The following is a 14,865-nucleotide window of genomic DNA, read 5'->3' as shown; positions in this document are numbered from 1 at the left end:
TAATTTGGGCGAAATTAAAAATTTTTGGCAGTACTATTGTTGCTTGATGAATTATAAATTTTTAAGGTATCTTTGTAACTGCCTGTAAAATTTTCTCTTATCCTGCTATCACTTTGATATATTTCGTCCAAAATTTCTGCTTTTAAGAGTAAGAATAAAAGCAGTTTTTAATTAATTAAAATTTTTAAGCTACTGCAAGCTTCATCCAAATCAAGCTCGCAGGCTTTTTTATAGTAGTTTTTTGCTCTATTTTTATCTTGCAATATACCAGCATCTCCAGTTTCATAGATGAGTGCAAGAGTATAGCAAACAAATGCATTTTTTAGTTCGCAAGCTTTATTATAAAGCTTAAGCCCTTCTTCTTTTTCCTGCGCTAGAGCATCTTTTTGTAGATATATATTTCCTAAAAATAGACAGCTATGTGGATTGCCTAGCTCACAGGCCTTGTTTGCCATAGCTGACATTTTATCGCGCTCATTTTTGTCAAGGTAGATATATATAAGATCGGTGCAGCTTTCTACGTTATTTAAAGCGCATTCACTTTCAAGCTTAGTGGCATCAAAATTTTTACCCCAAGAAAATAGAACACAAAATAAAATTAAAATTACTTTTTTCATCTTTTGGCTCCATAAATTTTTATTATTTTATAAAATTAGCTCCATTTTTACTCTAAATTTTTCAAATTTTGCTAACATTTCGGCTTTTTATGAAGGTAAAAATTTGACATTTAACTACGTTTTTAAACTATCTATTCCTATTTTTATGGGCTATTTCCCACTTGGCGTCGCTTTTGGGATACTGGCTAAAAGCATGGGTGTTAGCGCATTTATCGCTGTGGCACTTAGCACATTAGCTTATGGCGGGGCAGCGCAGTTTATGATGCTCTCGCTCTTTAGCGTTGGCACGAGCTACGTTGAGGTCTTTATCGTGAGCTATCTAGTAAATTTACGCCATACTTTTTACGGAATTTCACTTTTAAAAGAGTATAGCGGGATCAAATTTAAGCTTTTAAACATCGCTTTGCTAACAGATGAGACCTTTGCGATATTTAAAAATTTAGGATTAAAAGATGCGAGTGATCGAAGCTTTGTCTTTACTTGGCTAAATATCCTTTCTTGGTCTTACTGGGCGGCTGGGACGCTGCTTGGAGCGATACTTGGTGATTTTATCAAGGCTGATACAAAAGGGCTTGAGTTTAGCTTGACAGCACTTTTTATAGTTATTGTGATTGAAATGTTTAAAAATGATAAAAACTACCGCGTGCTCTTTGCGGCGACATTTTTTGGCGTGCTTGGAGTGAGCCTATTTCCAGCTAAATTTGTGCTTGTTGGCTCAATGGCGCTTTGTTTTATATTTTTGCTTTTGTTCAAGGATAAAATTTGATAAGTGTAAGCTCAAGCGAGATGGTACTTTTTGTGGCGGTACTTTTAAGTGCTATAGCTACTTTTATAACGAGAGCAACGCCGTTTTATGTACTGAAAAACTATAAACCAAACCCTTACTTAGATGCCATTGAGAAGCATATGGGTATGATGATAATGGTCGTTTTGGTCTGCTACGGCTTAAAAGATACGAAATTTAGCGAATTTCCTTACGGTTTAAGAGAGATAGTAGCGGTTTTTACAGCTATTTTGATGCATTTAAAATTTAAAAATACCCTTCTTAGCATAGTTATTTCAACCGGATTTTATATGTTTTTGATAAGAATTTTTTAAATAAATATAAAATTTGGAAGTTAATAATTTTTTTAAATAAATGGCATTATAATTACTTTGCAAATTTTAATGCAAAGGAGCTAAAATGCGTTTAATCTTTAAGGCGGTGTTACTCATGATTTTAGGTGCTACTTTAGCGGTTGCTAAGCCAACCATCTACATACTAGCTACTGGTGGAACGATAGCAGGAAGCGGCTCAGGATCGCTTGATTCGAGCTATACTTCCGGAACTGTTACGGTCGATAAACTAATCGCAGCCGTGCCAGATATAAACAAGATCGCTACCATAAAAGGCGAGCAAATTTCAAATATCGGCTCACAGGATATGAACAACGAAGTTTGGCTAAAGCTTGCAAATAGAATCAACGAGCTTCTAAATAGCGGCAAAGCTGATGGTATCGTCGTTACTCACGGAACGGATACTATGGAGGAGACGGCGTACTTTCTAAATTTGGTCGTTAAAAGCGACAAGCCAGTCGTGCTTGTAGGTGCGATGAGAAATAGCGGCTCACTAAGCGCAGACGGTCCACTAAATTTATTTAACGCTGTAAACGTAGCTATCAGCAAAGATAGCGTAGGTAAGGGCGTTGTGGTTACTATGAATGACGAAATTCACGCTGCTAGAGAGGTAACAAAAACCAACACCACAGGCGTTGATACATTTAAATCACCAAACAGCGGCAAAATCGGCACAGTCTTTTATGGCAGCGTAAAATACTATATGAATCCGATCAGAAAACACACGGCAAAATCAGCATTTGATCTAGAGGGAGTAAAAGAGCTTCCAAGAGTCGACATCATCTACTCTCACGCAAATGACAATCCTGACTTTGTAAACATAGCTGTTAAAAACGGCGCAAAAGGCATAGTTAGCGCTGGCCTTGGCAACGGCAACCCTTACTTTAGCGTGCTAGAGGCTCTTGGCGAGGCTTCAAAAGCTGGCGTGGTGGTAGTTCGTGACTCACGTGTGGGAAGCGGCGAGACGACCATGAACGGCGAAGTAGACGACGCAAAATACGGCTTTTTAACAAGCGATAATCTAAACGCGCAAAAAGCTAGAGTACTTTTAATACTTGCTCTTACAAAAACAAGCGATAAAGCCAAAATTCAAGAGTATTTCTTAACTCACTAAAAAAAGAGGCGGCTTAGTCCGCCTTTTAAATTTAAGCTATAAATTTGATCGCTGGATCTGATTTATAGCTTAAAATTTTATATTCGTTAGCTAAATTTCAAGGCTTTTTATGGACTTCTTACTCTTTTTCGCCACGCTTGCTCCTATCTCGCTAATGCCAGGCATCAATATGACCTATGCGATGAGTATCGGTATGAGTTTTGGTTATAAGCACTCGCTTATTATGATGATCGGACAGCTTCTTTCGCTTGCTTTCGTGGCGTTTTGCTGTATGCTTGGCGCGGGTGCGGTGCTTCATCATTTTGAGTACGCATTTAAGGCGCTAAACATCATCGCAGGGCTTTATATGCTCTATCTTGGCGCGATGCTTCTTTTTGGTAAGGGCGAGCTTAGTATCACGAACGTCTTAAATTTGCCAAGCAAAAAGCAGATGTTTATAAACGGCCTCATCGTTTGCGTCACAAATCCAAAGGCATGGATATTTTTCTCGGCTTTACTGCCTACATTTTTGGATAAAGACGATCCCTTTAGTCTCGCTCGTATGTGCTTGATCACGACAACGCTCGTTTTCATCGAGTTTTGCTCGCTAAATATCTATGCGCTTGGCGGAGCTATGCTAAAGAAATTTTTACAAACGCACCTAAGGCTACTTGAAATTTGCACCGCCATTATCGTCTGCACGATCGGAGTACTTTTACTTTTTAGATAAATTTAGCCTCTTTTTATATAGCTTGGCTAAAATTTGCTCGGTTTGCGCTACATTTTTGGCAAAAGGAGAAAAAGATGAAAAAATTTCTATTTATACTTACAAATCAACCATACAATGGTACCGACAATGCTTACAACGCATTAAGGCTAGCTAAAACGCTAAAAGAAAAAGGCGAAGAGGTTAGAATTTTTCTAATGAACGACGCGGTCGATCTTGCGCGAAATAGCACCAAAAAGCCGGAAAACTACGACGTAGATCTAGTGGCGATGTTAAAAGAGCTTTACACTAGCGGCGCTATGCTAAAGGTTTGCGGTAGCTGCCAAACGAGGTGCGGTTTGCATGCGGGAGAGCCTTATTTCGAGGCTGAGGTGAAAGGCAGCATGGATATCTTGTCCGAGTGGGTTAGGCAGTGCGATCAAGCGATGACGTTTTAGAGTAGGCGAAAGAGAATTTATGAGCGTAACATTTAAGGTAAAAAACAAAAAGAAGCTTTTTGGCGGATATGAAAAGGCGCTAAGCGAGCGTGAAATTTCAGATTTTATAGAGGGATTTTGCTTTTTTAATAGCCAAAACGACGAGCCGAGCGAGCTTTCGCTAAACGAAAACGTGATGATCGCAGGCGTATGGCAAAAGAGCGCTCGCGGCTTTGAACTAAGCTACGAAGACGGCAAATATATCGTGCGAGTCTGTACTCCAAGCGGCGTTGGAGACTGGCAGACGGCAATTTTGTTTCTTTCTAAAATTTCAGCCAAAACCGGCTCGAAAATAGAGCGCAACAATGAAGAAATTTACGATAGCGAGCAAATTTTAAAATTTGATTATGAAGCCGACATAATGTGGGGACTTGAGGCTCTAAAGGAGGCAAAAGAGAAAAATCAAACGCTTTATATCTCTGGCCTGGAGCGCGACGTGGCGTTTGACGCGGTTATGATAGATGAAATTTTTGCAAGCGCTAGCCCTACGGCTAAATTCGATGAGATGATGAGGCGGGTGCAGTATCTTGACGCTTATAGCGCAAGAGAGAATTTATACGAAGATAAAAACGGGAATGAAATTTTTGGCGCATATACGCTTAGCGAAAATTTACCGACTATCTTGCCTTACGCTCCCTCCCCGTCGTGGCAGGCGCAAGAAGTTCTAGGAGAGCGCAAGGTCTCGCGCTGGATACTTACGCTAGTAGTCGGCATAGACGATAGGGACGCGCACGTGCTTGGCGAATGCGAATATGGCGCTTTTATGGTAAATCTGCCAAAAGAAAAATATCGCTTCATAGACGCCGCAAATATACTGGTTGAGCCGCTTAGCGAAGAAGAGATGAGAGAAATTTTTAAAAAGGCAAATGAAGCTTAGGTTTAAGTTTATAAACCGCAAGGAAATGAAAATTGCCTCAGGCTTGCTTAAAAATTTAAGTCGGTTTCAAGCGCGGATTTAAACTCGTAAAAGATAGAATTTTACCGGTATTGCCGCTTTTTAGCCTAAACTAATCTAGGCTTTGCGTGATTTGAAAAAGGGTAAAAATGAAAATCTTAAAAGCTATTTTCGCGGCGGTATCGGCGGTTTGCTATCTAAGCTCGGCCGTTTTACCGCAAAGCGATTGGAGCAAAAGAGAGCTAAAAGGCGAGGTTAAGAGCATGACGGCTACGGAGTATGAATACTCAATGGATGGCTCCGGGACGCTAGAAAATACGCGCGTAAAGCGGACGGAGTTTAACGAAAACGGCTATATAGTGCAAGAAACCGAGCATATAAACGGCGCGCCGAACAACTCGGTTTTGTTTGAGTACGGCAAAGACGGGCTAGTGCGCAAAAAATATCAAGATAGCGCCGTTTATCTCTACGAATACGAATTTGACGGCGAAAATTTAGTCGCGACGGCCAAAGAGCAGCATGTGGAGGATAATTTTACCCGCGCACGGAGAAAACCACTTACGGCAAGGACGGCAAAATGATCGCTCGGGCGGCGTATTCGGGCAGGACGCTAGTGACGGACGATAGCTACGTCTATGATGAAAAGAGCGTTTTAACGCGGATAGAAAATAATATGGAGCCGCGGCACGGCATAGAGATAAGCTTTGAGCGCAAGCCAAACGGCGAATACGAAAAAATAACGCAAGCCCCGAACTCAAAATGGGTTTATTACTACGCCGCAAACGGCGACGAGATGGAGTATACGTCGGTAAATTACTTCGGCTCCGAGGCAAAAATCTGGCAAATCTTGCAGTTTAAAGACATAACAAGGGACGAGCGAGGAAATTTGACGCATAAAACCTCGGTCAAATTTAAGCCCGCGGACAAATACTACGAAAACGGCGACATAACGGAAATCGGCCTATATAAAAAGCTGGAAATCAGCTACGAATACTACTAAAGTAAATTTTTGAGTTAAGGCTATTTTTCCGAAAAAATTTCGCCGTTTATTATAGATTTAACCGTTAAAAACCCGACTATTAAAATCGAAGCGACTAGAGCCGCAAAAGCGCCGACGCCTAAAACTAAATAAAAATCGCTTTGCGTAATTTCGTAAGCTTTTAAAAACGCTATGGAGCTAGCGGCCGTCGGGAAGGTAAAAGCCCACCACGATAGAGCGAATTTGAGTTTAATAAATCTTTTATACGAAAAAAGTATAAGCGCGGCGAAAAATACGTTGATATTAAGCAGTATCGCCGCAAAAGCGTCGAATTGCTCGGTTAGTTTTACGTATCCTAAAAACGCCATAGCCGGGGGTGCTAGCGTAATGACTAGCGTCGGGACGAATTTGTCGGCTAACTGATCGCAAAAAACTAACCTATAAAATATAACGGCGAATAAAATAATCCAGAAAAATAACCCCAAACTAAAATAATACCAGATCGCTTGAGATTTTTCGGCTATTATCGGGATTAGCAAGTTGCCCACTACGGGGATAAACCATGCCGGATTTAGCGTCGCGATATCGAATTTTTCGTCGATCCAAAAAGAAATTACGTAAAGCGTAAAAATCGTTTGCAAGCCTAAAGCCGCGTAAAAAAGCGAGTAGTATAGTCGCGGCGCGTCTTTGTAGGCTAGAGCTAAAAGAAAAAGCGAGATGATAAACCCGCCGAAAAAATTTATCCTTATAGGGTGCGAAAATTCGGTCTTTACCTCTTCTTTAAATTTTAAAAGCTTAAAGAGGTAAAACGCCGAAAGTAGGCAAAATACCGTGCAGTCTAGCGCTCTAAGCGCCGAGAATATCTCGCCGGGTAAATCTAATATCTCGCTTAATTTCTTATAAGCCGCGCAAAGCCCTCCAAGCCCCATAGTACCGGCAAAAAGCATAATCGGCAGCGATTTTATTTTGCTTTGCGAGTCGTTTTGCTTAATATCGTGCATTGTTTTTCTTTTCGTATTAAATTTTTATGCAATATTACCTATAATAAGGTTAAATTTTTGTAACGAAGTCACGAAAGGGCAAAATGCTAAGCGAAGAGTTAAAAGAAATTTTGCGCGAGAGGTTTACGAATAATTTCGATCTAGCAAGCGAGGATCTAAATGCGATCTTTGCTAACGCGTACCTAAAAATCGTAAAAAAAGGCGATATATTTTACTCCGGAAACGATTGCTTCGGATTTATCCTTATACTAAAAGGCGTTTTAAGGGCGTTCGTATCGTCTAACGCAAAGGAAATAACGATATTTAGGCTAACTAAAGACGAGAGTTGCGTGCTGTGCGATACGTGTTCTATAAATTCGCTAGAAAATAAAGTAAGCGTCGAAATCGAGCAAGATAGCGAGATTATCGTTATTCCGGCGCGAATTTACAAACCTCTTAAAGAAAAATATCCGAGCGTTTTAAATTTTACTCTAAAAATCGTAGCCGATCGGTTTGCCAGAACCATAAACGTTATGGAGCAGGCTTTGTTTTCGCCGCTTTCGGCGCGGATTATGAATTTTTTATCCCAAAGCATCGAAAACCTAAACGAAAATTTTATAAAAATAACTCACGAAGAGCTGGCGAATCATCTAGGAAGCGCTAGAGAAGCGGTATCTAGGGTGCTAAAAGAGCTTGAGAGAAGCGGGCAAATAACGCAAAGCCGCGGCGAAATAAGGCTTGTTTCTTAAAATTCTCGTTTTAAGGTAACTTTGTTACGGAGAGAGCGGCCTTTTTTAGGTAGCATTTCATAAACTCGTTTAAAAGGAGAATTTATGAAAGGACTGCAAAGAAGAGACGCTTTAAAGCTAATGGGGGCCGCGGGACTAGTCGCGAGTATGAGCGGTTGCTCTGCAACGGGCGGCGAAAACGACGATATAAATTCTAAAATCGTCATAATGGGCGCGGGACTTAGCGGTATCGCGTTGGCGGCTAAACTTAGAAGAGATATGCCTAACGCCAAGGTAATTCTCGTGGATAAAGACGAGAAATTTTACTACCAGCCGGGCTTTACGCTAATCGCCGTCGGAATTTACGAAGCTAGCGACGTCGTTTATGAAAAAGCGGATTATATCCCGCAAGGAGCCGAGTGGATACGCAAAAACGTATCGGAGATAAAGCCCGAAGCCAATCTACTCGTCCTAGACGACGGGAGCGAGCTGGGGTATGATTATCTAATCGTAGCAAGCGGCGTGGAATACGATTTTGAAGCCGTTAAGGGGCTAAGCTTAGAGGATATTAACTATACGAGCGGCAATATATCCTCCGTCTACACTCTACAAGGCGCCGTAAAGAGCAACGAGCTGATGAAAAAATTTTCTCAAAACGGCGGCGCGGCTGTATTTTGCGATCAAAAAACCCCGATGAAATGCAGCGGCGCTAATAAAAAAGTAACATGCATGAGCGAAGATAGGCTGAGGTTGGCCGGCAACCGCGATAAAGGCAGCGTTAATCTTTACGTCGGAGGCGGCAAGCTTTTCGGCGATCCGACTTATGCCGCGGCGATGACCCAAATAATGATAAAAAGAAAGATAAAATTTAATCTTCGCCACCAAATCGTAGCCGTCGATAAAAGCTCAAATACCGCTACTTTCGAGTTTTGGACGGCGTATAGACAAAACGGCGAAGATAAAATCGCGTCTGAGCTAATCGACGTAAAATACGACTGGCTTCACCTGCCGCCTAAGCAAAAAGGAAGCGAAATTTTAGCTCGCGCCGGCCTAACTAAAGAGGGCGACAAGCTAAATTTTTTAGCTGTCGATAAATACAGCCTGCAAAGTACAAAATTTAAAAATATATTCGGTATCGGCGATATTTGCGGATTTGCGTCCGGCAAAACGGGGGCTAGCGTTAGGAAAATGTATCCGATCTTAGCTAAAAATTTAGCCGATACGATAAAAGGACGAGAACCTAGCGAGAAATTTACCGGATATACGGCTTGCCCTTTTATTACCAAATACGGCAAGGCCATAATGGTAGAGTTCGACTGGGAGGGAACGGCTCCGACGCTAGAGTGTTTCGGCGCTACTAGAGAGAGCTACATGAGTTGGCTGGTTAAAATTTACGGATTTAAACCTATGGTTATGAACGGAATGCTAAAAGCTTTGGCTTAAAGGAGATAAAATGAGCGTTTTAGATAAAACTATACGTTTGATTATAGCGGCGATTTGGTTTTTTATTTTCGGATTTATTTGCGACTGCTGGTTGTGGACGGTCGGGCTAATTCCGCTTTTAACGGGATATTACGGCTACTGCCCGCTTTATAAAATTTTCAAGAAAAGGTAAAAATATGGTAAGCGTGAAAAGTAGAATTATTAGGGTCGTTCTGGGGCTAGTTTTTATGGTGGCAGTTTGGTATTTTTATGAGAGCTACTGGGCGTTAATCGGCCTAATTCCAATTATTGTCGGCGTTACGGGTTTTTGCCCGGCGTGTAAATTCTTAGGCAGGTGTTCTTTAAATTTAAAAAAATAAAAGGGGCGTTTAGCGCCCTTTGTCTTGCCATTTAGCCGTTTAGGCCGCAAATTTTATTCGCCGTTTGATGAATTATTTAGCTACTTTTGGCTAAAATCTCGAAAATTTAAAAAAGGCGAAACGATGAATAAAGTTTGGAAATTCGGCGACAATATCGATACCGATATAATTATCGCCGCCAGATACTTAAATACTTCCGACGAAAATATCTTAGCAAAACATATAATGGAGGACGCCGATCCTAATTTTAGCTCCAAGATAGATAAGGGCGATATTATCGTAGCGGGCGAAAATTTCGGCTGCGGTAGCTCTCGTGAGCACGCTCCTATCGCACTTAAAGCTGCTGGCATTGGCGCCGTAATAGCTAAAAGCTATGCGAGAATTTTTTATAGAAATAGCTTTAATACGGGGCTTTTGATACTTGAGATCAAAGAAACGGACGAGATAAACGAGGGCGACGAACTAAAAATAGACGTAGATAACGGCGCGATCGTAAATCTAACCAGCGGCAAAGAGTATAAATTTAGCCCTATACCGCCTTTTATGCAAGAGCTTTTAAACGCCGGCGGACTTATAGAATACGCAAAAGTAAAGATGAACTAAGGAGCGGCGATGAAAAACTATAAAATTTGCGTTATAAAAGGCGATGGCATCGGCCCTGAGATCATAGATGAAGCTATAAAAATTTTAGATGTCGTTAGCGCTGAGTTTGGGATAAAATTTGAGTACGACTACAAGCTTATGGGTGGTGCAGCTTATGATGTATTTGGCGTGCCTTTGCCAGATGAGACGCTTAACTCTGCTCTAAACTCTGATGCTGTGCTTTTTGGAGCGATCGGCGGCGAGAAGTGGGATAGTTTGCCAAGACATCTAAGGCCAGAGAGCGGGCTTTTAAAGATCAGAAAAGAGCTTGAAGCTTATGCAAATTTACGCCCCGCCATTGTTTTTGATGAGCTGGTTGGTGCTAGCACGCTAAAGCCAGAGGTTTTAAGAGGCGTTGATTTTGTCGTGGTTCGTGAGCTAACTGGTGGGCTTTATTTTGGACAGCCACGTGAAAAAGGCGAAGATAGAGCGTTTAATACGATGGTTTATTCTAAATTTGAGATCGAGCGCATCGCAAAGATCGCCTTTGAAACAGCAATGCTCCGCAAGAAAAAGGTCTGCATGGTCGATAAGGCAAATGTGCTTGAGACAAGTCAGCTTTGGCGTGAGGTGACTAGCGAAGTGGCTAAAAAATACCCTGAAGTAGAGCTTAGCTTTATGTATGTGGATAATGCGGCGATGCAGCTAGTAAGAGCTCCAGCAAATTTTGACGTCATACTTACTGAAAATTTATTCGGCGATATTTTAAGTGACGAAGCGAGCATGGTTTGTGGCTCGATAGGACTTTTGCCAAGCGCTAGCATGGGCGGTAAAGTGGGAATTTATGAGCCAATACACGGCTCAGCTCCAGACATCGCAGGGCAGGGCATAGCAAATCCAATCGCAACAATTTTAAGTGCAGCGATGATGCTAAGATACGCATTTAGCGAGAGTGAAGCCGCAGATGCGATAGAAAATGCTGTTAAAGAGGCGCTTGCAAAAGGTTACAGAACAAAAGATATCGCTGCTTTTAACGCAGTTGAGGTTTGCTCAACTAGTGAGATAGGCGATGTTATCGCAGGATTTATCAAAAAATGAAAAACACAATCACTGAAGCACTGATCTACGAAGCTCAGGGGCTAAAAGATGATGCACTTGAAATTTATAAAAATATCTTAAAGCAAGATCCATCAAACAAAGATGCCCTTAGCGCGATAAACCGCCTGAGCGGACTTCGTAAAGAGCGAGCGATAAAAAACGAGCAGATGAAAGAGTTTTTTATAGCGATGAAAAGTGATGAAGAGATAAATGAATTTAAAAGGTGGTTGATAAGATTATGAAGCTTGATGATATCGCTAGAATGGCAATCAGTGAGGTTAGCGCTGAGCTTGAGAAAATAGAAGCATTGCAAAGTAAAAAGCAAGAAGAGCTCGAGCGTGAGAATCTAAAAAAAGAGCTTTTGGCCATAGAGAATAATGAAAATGCGCTAAATAACGAGCTAAAAGTTGAGGCAAATTTACAAAATGAGCAAGCATTTGAGATAAAAGAGGAGCCAGCAAGTCTAACAAAAAGTAGAGAGGTGAGCGAAGAGAAAATTTTCTTAGCAAACCTTGCTGAACGCATAGAAGTGCTTTTTGAAGGGCTTAAACAAACTAGTGAACAAAATCTTGCTTCAAGGCTTGAGCTAACGACAAAATTTTTAGAATTTACCCTTGCAAATATCGAAAATAGACTCCAAAATCTCTCAAAATAAGCCATTGGACGGCTCAAAAAATGAGATAAAAATCAAAAATGAAATTTATAAAAATAGCGAGCTAGACTTTTTTAGATCGCTATTTGCCCCATTTACTTTACGTGTTTATCTTGTGGGTGGTTGCGTGAGAGATGCGTTCTTGGGACGAGAAATTTACGATTATGACATAGAAGTTTATGACATAAAGCCCGCTAAATTTAATGAGCTAATGGCTAGCATAGGCGCTAGCGGTGTTGGTAAAAGCTACTTCATTTACAAATACAAAAACTACGACATTGGGCTTCCAAGAAGCGAGAGCAAGACTGGAAATTTGCACAAAGACTTTGCAGTAAGCTATATAAATGATCCAAGCAAGGCGAGCCTTAGGCGAGATTTTACGATAAATGCCATGATGATGAATATCTTTAATGGAGAAATTTTAGACTTTTACGGCGGGAAGCAAGATTTAGCAAACAAGACATTAAGGCACATTGATAGTGAAAAATTTAAAGAGGATCCACTAAGGGTGCTTAGAGGAGTGCAGTTTAGCGCGAGGCTTGATTTTAGCATAGTTAGTGAGACGCTAGCTCTCATGAAAAGCCTTAATTTGGAGCATCTAAGCAGAGATAGGATAAATACTGAGCTTATTAAATTTTTTCACGCAAAGTATCTAGAAAAAGGAGCTTACTATCTTTTTGAGCTTGGACTTTTTAAAGAAATTTTTGGTATGCAAATTTCTATGGACGATGGGTTTTTAAGTGATCTTAAGAGTGCTAGAGAATTTGTGGATGATGAGAGGCTATTTTTGTATCTTTTGTTTGGCAAATTTGAGCTTGACGCAAAGGAAATTTTAGAGAAAATGCGTCTACCAAAGAGCTACTTTTCTATCTTAAAACAGCCTTATTTTAAGGACATGCCAAGCGATAAAGAGCTAATGCAAATTGCCCTAAATATGCCTATAAAATCATGGCTTGGAGCTTATAATAAAGAGCAGATAGGGCGTGCCAAGAAGCTTGGAATTTATGAGATGAAATTTGACCCGAAAGTTGATGTGGCAGAAATTTTATCAGCTGGTTTTAAAAACAAAGAGATCGCAAAAGAGATAAAACGTAGGCAAGAGCTTGAAATTTCAAAATATCTAAGCGAGCGTAAGCCTAGAAAAGATTAGTCTTTAAAACTCTTAAAAGCCCATTTTGGCTAAAATAGGCTAGTTTATAACACTTTTTAAGGCAAAGAAAGCTTATGTTTAACATAGTCCTGGTTCATCCTCAGATACCGCAAAATACTGGAGCTATCGGTAGAATGTGCGTTAATGCAAATTTAAAGCTACATATCGTTAAGCCTACCGTGTTTGACCTGAGTGAAAAGGCTGTTAGGCGAGCAGGACTTGACTACTGGAAAATTTTAAATCCAAAAATTTGGGATAGTTTGGAAGAATTTTTAGAAGCAAATTTAAACCACAAGGATAGATTTTTCTTCGCTACTACAAAGACAAATAGGCTTTACTACGAGGCTAGATTTAAGCCAGGAGATTTTATATTTTTTGGTGGCGAGAGTACTGGACTGCCAAGAGAATTTATGGATATAAATTTTAAAAACGCCATAACCATACCAATGGGAAAAGAGGGCAGGAGCTTAAATTTAGCTATGAGCGCTGGCATTATCGCTTATGAGGCGATCAGGCAAAATATCACTGAATTTGACTTTAGGAGTGAGATTTGAGAGTAGTTTTTGCTTTGGTTTTTACTATTTTAGCGGCATTTGCGAGTGAAATTAGCATCGCAACTTATAATGTGCAAAATTTATTTGATTGCAAAGATGATGGTAGCGAGTATCTTGATTTTAAAGTAGGCGTATCAAAGTGGGACTGCGAGGCGGCTGATTCAAAACTACAAAGGACAAGACAAGTCATAAATGCACTAAATACAGACATTATTGCACTTCAAGAGATTGAAAATGAGCAAGTTCTAAAAGTTCTGGTAAGTGATAGCGAGTATAAATTTGTTAGTTTTACAAAGGAGAAAAACTCGCCTGTTGGGCTTGGGCTTATTTCAAAGTTGCAACCAAGTGGCAGTGAAATTTTTAAAGTTCCAAATGTAAAGACGAGAAATATTTTAAAGGTTATTTTTGAGAAGGAAGGCAAGAAATTTAGCATATTTGTAAATCACTTTCCAACTTATAAAAATGGCATAAATATGCAAAAAAAGGCTGAAAAAACGTTAAGAACGGCTCTAGGTAAAGAGAAAAATGCAATTATTTTGGGTGATTTTAACTCGCCCTTTGGACAAAAGTCCATCCTAAATGACATCATTGCAACAAGAAATTTTTATGATCTTTATAAAGAGCTTGAACCAAAAGATAGATATTCTCACGCAGTGCATGGCAAAAAAAGAGCGATCGATCATGTTTTGCTTTCACCTAGCTTTATGGAAAATGGCGATCTAAGCTATGTTGGTGGTAGTTTTGAAGTCTTTAAACCAAGCTTTGCAGTCGATGAAAAAGGCTTTGCAAAGAGTGACCTTTACTCGGATCACTTTGCATTAAAGTTTAAAATTTCAACTGATCCAAGTCCAGTGAAAAAAGGATTTGTAAGTAAAATTTTTAAAAAAGATGAAAACAATGCCAATAAAAAAACAAGCGAGCAAAACTATAAGACGGCCGATATAGATACGCTTTTTGATCACCCAGAGGCAGTGCCAGTCGTGATTGAAAAAGTGGTTGTTATCTTAAAAGATAAACATGGCTTTATTATCTCGAAAAATCACCGCGGAATTTATGTCTATGATCCTAAAAATAGCGTTATTGTAGGCGAAGAGCTAGATATTTTAGTAAGGCGAATGAAAATTTATAAAGATGCGCTTGAAGTCAGCTCTTATGAGATCATAAATGAGCATGGCACAAAAGATATTAGCGAAAATTTACTAGATGCATCGCAATTAAGTGAAGCTAGAAGTGGCGATGTCTTTGCTAAAATTTCGGGCAGACTAGAGAGGGGCTATCTGCATACACCATACGGTAAGATCAGGGTTTATAGCAAGAAAAAGCTAAAAGATGGCGAGTATAGTTTTGAAAACGCGAGAGTTAAAATTTATAAGAGAGAAAACCAAATCGTTGTGGAGTAGAGAGTGCAAATTTTAG

21 protein-coding genes are annotated in these 14,865 nt (G+C 40.1%); 19 read left to right on the top strand and 2 right to left on the bottom strand.

Annotation, left to right across the window (positions count from 1 at the left end):
- Positions 1-167: 167 nt before the first annotated feature.
- Positions 168-617 carry a tetratricopeptide repeat protein gene (locus tag A3854_RS08225; RefSeq protein WP_084042069.1) on the bottom strand — a complete coding sequence of 150 codons (450 nt, stop codon included), beginning with the start codon at positions 615-617 and terminating at the stop codon, positions 168-170.
- Between the two features lie 103 nt (positions 618-720).
- On the opposite strand from A3854_RS08225, the gene A3854_RS08220 reads away from it, so the two are divergent.
- From A3854_RS08220 to A3854_RS09885, 8 genes are all read left to right on the top strand, one after another.
- Entirely contained in the window at positions 721-1,383 is a 663-nt protein-coding gene (locus A3854_RS08220) for an AzlC family ABC transporter permease (RefSeq protein WP_084042137.1), read from the top strand.
- On the top strand, positions 1,380-1,715 hold the full coding sequence (locus A3854_RS08215) for a branched-chain amino acid transporter permease (RefSeq protein WP_084042068.1): 336 nt from the start codon (positions 1,380-1,382) through the stop codon (positions 1,713-1,715). The genes A3854_RS08220 and A3854_RS08215 overlap by 4 nt, the downstream gene beginning before the upstream one ends.
- 85 nt (positions 1,716-1,800) lie before the next feature.
- Positions 1,801-2,847 (top strand): type II asparaginase, encoded by a 1,047-nt coding sequence (locus tag A3854_RS08210; RefSeq protein WP_084042067.1) that lies wholly within the window; start codon positions 1,801-1,803, stop codon positions 2,845-2,847.
- A 109-nt stretch (positions 2,848-2,956) separates the two neighbouring features.
- Complete coding sequence (locus A3854_RS08205; protein WP_084042066.1) at positions 2,957-3,556, top strand: LysE family translocator; 600 nt, start codon at positions 2,957-2,959, stop codon at positions 3,554-3,556.
- A 74-nt stretch (positions 3,557-3,630) separates the two neighbouring features.
- A complete protein-coding gene (locus A3854_RS08200; protein WP_084042065.1) occupies positions 3,631-3,990 on the top strand; it encodes a DsrE/DsrF/TusD sulfur relay family protein in 360 nt (119 codons plus the stop codon).
- Positions 3,991-4,009: 19 nt separating this feature from the next.
- The gene (locus A3854_RS08195) at positions 4,010-4,906 is read left to right on the top strand and encodes a DUF4299 family protein (RefSeq protein ID WP_084042064.1); all 897 of its coding nucleotides are present in this window, start codon (positions 4,010-4,012) and stop codon (positions 4,904-4,906) included.
- Positions 4,907-5,073: 167 nt separating this feature from the next.
- On the top strand, positions 5,074-5,505 hold the full coding sequence (locus A3854_RS09890; protein ID WP_257639905.1) for a hypothetical protein: 432 nt from the start codon (positions 5,074-5,076) through the stop codon (positions 5,503-5,505).
- Positions 5,502-5,924, top strand: coding sequence for a hypothetical protein (locus A3854_RS09885; protein WP_257639904.1), 423 nt, complete (start codon positions 5,502-5,504; stop codon positions 5,922-5,924). The genes A3854_RS09890 and A3854_RS09885 overlap by 4 nt, the downstream gene beginning before the upstream one ends.
- 20 nt (positions 5,925-5,944) lie before the next feature.
- On the opposite strand, the gene A3854_RS08185 is transcribed toward A3854_RS09885, so the two are convergent.
- Positions 5,945-6,904 (bottom strand): SLAC1 anion channel family protein, encoded by a 960-nt coding sequence (locus A3854_RS08185; RefSeq protein WP_141081844.1) that lies wholly within the window; start codon positions 6,902-6,904, stop codon positions 5,945-5,947.
- An 83-nt stretch (positions 6,905-6,987) separates the two neighbouring features.
- Between A3854_RS08185 and A3854_RS08180 the strand changes: the two genes are divergently transcribed.
- The 11 genes from A3854_RS08180 (at position 6,988) to A3854_RS08130 (ending at position 14,849) form a co-directional block, all read left to right on the top strand.
- Positions 6,988-7,632: a Crp/Fnr family transcriptional regulator gene (locus A3854_RS08180; RefSeq protein WP_084042063.1), complete on the top strand. Its 645-nt coding sequence runs from the start codon at positions 6,988-6,990 to the stop codon at positions 7,630-7,632.
- Between the two features lie 84 nt (positions 7,633-7,716).
- On the top strand, positions 7,717-9,054 hold the full coding sequence (locus A3854_RS08175; RefSeq protein WP_084042062.1) for an NAD(P)/FAD-dependent oxidoreductase: 1,338 nt from the start codon (positions 7,717-7,719) through the stop codon (positions 9,052-9,054).
- A 10-nt stretch (positions 9,055-9,064) separates the two neighbouring features.
- Complete coding sequence (locus A3854_RS08170; protein WP_021091464.1) at positions 9,065-9,226, top strand: YgaP family membrane protein; 162 nt, start codon at positions 9,065-9,067, stop codon at positions 9,224-9,226.
- Positions 9,227-9,230: 4 nt separating this feature from the next.
- Positions 9,231-9,413 carry a YgaP family membrane protein gene (locus tag A3854_RS08165; RefSeq protein ID WP_084042061.1) on the top strand — a complete coding sequence of 61 codons (183 nt, stop codon included), beginning with the start codon at positions 9,231-9,233 and terminating at the stop codon, positions 9,411-9,413.
- A gap of 123 nt (positions 9,414-9,536) precedes the next feature.
- Positions 9,537-10,016 carry a 3-isopropylmalate dehydratase small subunit gene (locus A3854_RS08160; RefSeq protein ID WP_084042135.1) on the top strand — a complete coding sequence of 160 codons (480 nt, stop codon included), beginning with the start codon at positions 9,537-9,539 and terminating at the stop codon, positions 10,014-10,016.
- Positions 10,017-10,025: 9 nt separating this feature from the next.
- A complete protein-coding gene (gene leuB, locus A3854_RS08155) occupies positions 10,026-11,093 on the top strand; it encodes a 3-isopropylmalate dehydrogenase (protein ID WP_084042060.1) in 1,068 nt (355 codons plus the stop codon).
- The gene (locus A3854_RS08150; RefSeq protein WP_021091490.1) at positions 11,090-11,335 is read left to right on the top strand and encodes a hypothetical protein; all 246 of its coding nucleotides are present in this window, start codon (positions 11,090-11,092) and stop codon (positions 11,333-11,335) included. The genes leuB and A3854_RS08150 overlap by 4 nt, the downstream gene beginning before the upstream one ends.
- Positions 11,332-11,748: a CiaD-like domain-containing protein gene (locus A3854_RS08145; protein WP_084042059.1), complete on the top strand. Its 417-nt coding sequence runs from the start codon at positions 11,332-11,334 to the stop codon at positions 11,746-11,748. Before A3854_RS08150 ends, A3854_RS08145 begins: the two co-directional genes overlap by 4 nt.
- A complete protein-coding gene (locus A3854_RS08140) occupies positions 11,708-12,895 on the top strand; it encodes a CCA tRNA nucleotidyltransferase (RefSeq protein WP_084042058.1) in 1,188 nt (395 codons plus the stop codon). The genes A3854_RS08145 and A3854_RS08140 overlap by 41 nt, the downstream gene beginning before the upstream one ends.
- Before the next feature lie 74 nt (positions 12,896-12,969).
- Positions 12,970-13,449: a tRNA (cytidine(34)-2'-O)-methyltransferase gene (locus tag A3854_RS08135; RefSeq protein ID WP_084042057.1), complete on the top strand. Its 480-nt coding sequence runs from the start codon at positions 12,970-12,972 to the stop codon at positions 13,447-13,449.
- Positions 13,446-14,849, top strand: coding sequence for an endonuclease/exonuclease/phosphatase family protein (locus A3854_RS08130; RefSeq protein WP_084042056.1), 1,404 nt, complete (start codon positions 13,446-13,448; stop codon positions 14,847-14,849). Before A3854_RS08135 ends, A3854_RS08130 begins: the two co-directional genes overlap by 4 nt.
- The last annotated feature ends 16 nt before the right edge of the window (positions 14,850-14,865 follow it).

Source organism: Campylobacter concisus (assembly GCF_002092845.1).
GTDB classification, from domain to species: domain Bacteria; phylum Campylobacterota; class Campylobacteria; order Campylobacterales; family Campylobacteraceae; genus Campylobacter_A; species Campylobacter_A concisus_AQ.
This window is presented reverse-complemented; position numbering and strand designations above follow the sequence as displayed.

Excerpts from the sequence above, each read along its gene's own strand:
- A3854_RS08165 (WP_084042061.1), top strand. The coding sequence starts at position 9,231 with ATGGTAAGCGTGAAAAGTAGAATTATTAGGGTCGTTCTGGGGCTAGTT.
- A3854_RS08205 (WP_084042066.1), top strand. The coding sequence starts at position 2,957 with ATGGACTTCTTACTCTTTTTCGCCACGCTTGCTCCTATCTCGCTAATG.
- A3854_RS09885 (WP_257639904.1), top strand. The coding sequence starts at position 5,502 with ATGATCGCTCGGGCGGCGTATTCGGGCAGGACGCTAGTGACGGACGAT.
- A3854_RS08180 (WP_084042063.1), top strand. The coding sequence starts at position 6,988 with ATGCTAAGCGAAGAGTTAAAAGAAATTTTGCGCGAGAGGTTTACGAAT.
- A3854_RS08185 (WP_141081844.1), bottom strand. The coding sequence starts at position 6,904 with ATGCACGATATTAAGCAAAACGACTCGCAAAGCAAAATAAAATCGCTG.
- A3854_RS08225 (WP_084042069.1), bottom strand. The coding sequence starts at position 617 with ATGAAAAAAGTAATTTTAATTTTATTTTGTGTTCTATTTTCTTGGGGT.
- A3854_RS08150 (WP_021091490.1), top strand. The coding sequence starts at position 11,090 with ATGAAAAACACAATCACTGAAGCACTGATCTACGAAGCTCAGGGGCTA.
- A3854_RS08170 (WP_021091464.1), top strand. The coding sequence starts at position 9,065 with ATGAGCGTTTTAGATAAAACTATACGTTTGATTATAGCGGCGATTTGG.
- A3854_RS08210 (WP_084042067.1), top strand. The coding sequence starts at position 1,801 with ATGCGTTTAATCTTTAAGGCGGTGTTACTCATGATTTTAGGTGCTACT.
- A3854_RS08200 (WP_084042065.1), top strand. The coding sequence starts at position 3,631 with ATGAAAAAATTTCTATTTATACTTACAAATCAACCATACAATGGTACC.
- A3854_RS08175 (WP_084042062.1), top strand. The coding sequence starts at position 7,717 with ATGAAAGGACTGCAAAGAAGAGACGCTTTAAAGCTAATGGGGGCCGCG.
- A3854_RS08135 (WP_084042057.1), top strand. The coding sequence starts at position 12,970 with ATGTTTAACATAGTCCTGGTTCATCCTCAGATACCGCAAAATACTGGA.
- A3854_RS09890 (WP_257639905.1), top strand. The coding sequence starts at position 5,074 with ATGAAAATCTTAAAAGCTATTTTCGCGGCGGTATCGGCGGTTTGCTAT.
- leuB (WP_084042060.1), top strand. The coding sequence starts at position 10,026 with ATGAAAAACTATAAAATTTGCGTTATAAAAGGCGATGGCATCGGCCCT.
- A3854_RS08195 (WP_084042064.1), top strand. The coding sequence starts at position 4,010 with ATGAGCGTAACATTTAAGGTAAAAAACAAAAAGAAGCTTTTTGGCGGA.
- A3854_RS08160 (WP_084042135.1), top strand. The coding sequence starts at position 9,537 with ATGAATAAAGTTTGGAAATTCGGCGACAATATCGATACCGATATAATT.
- A3854_RS08145 (WP_084042059.1), top strand. The coding sequence starts at position 11,332 with ATGAAGCTTGATGATATCGCTAGAATGGCAATCAGTGAGGTTAGCGCT.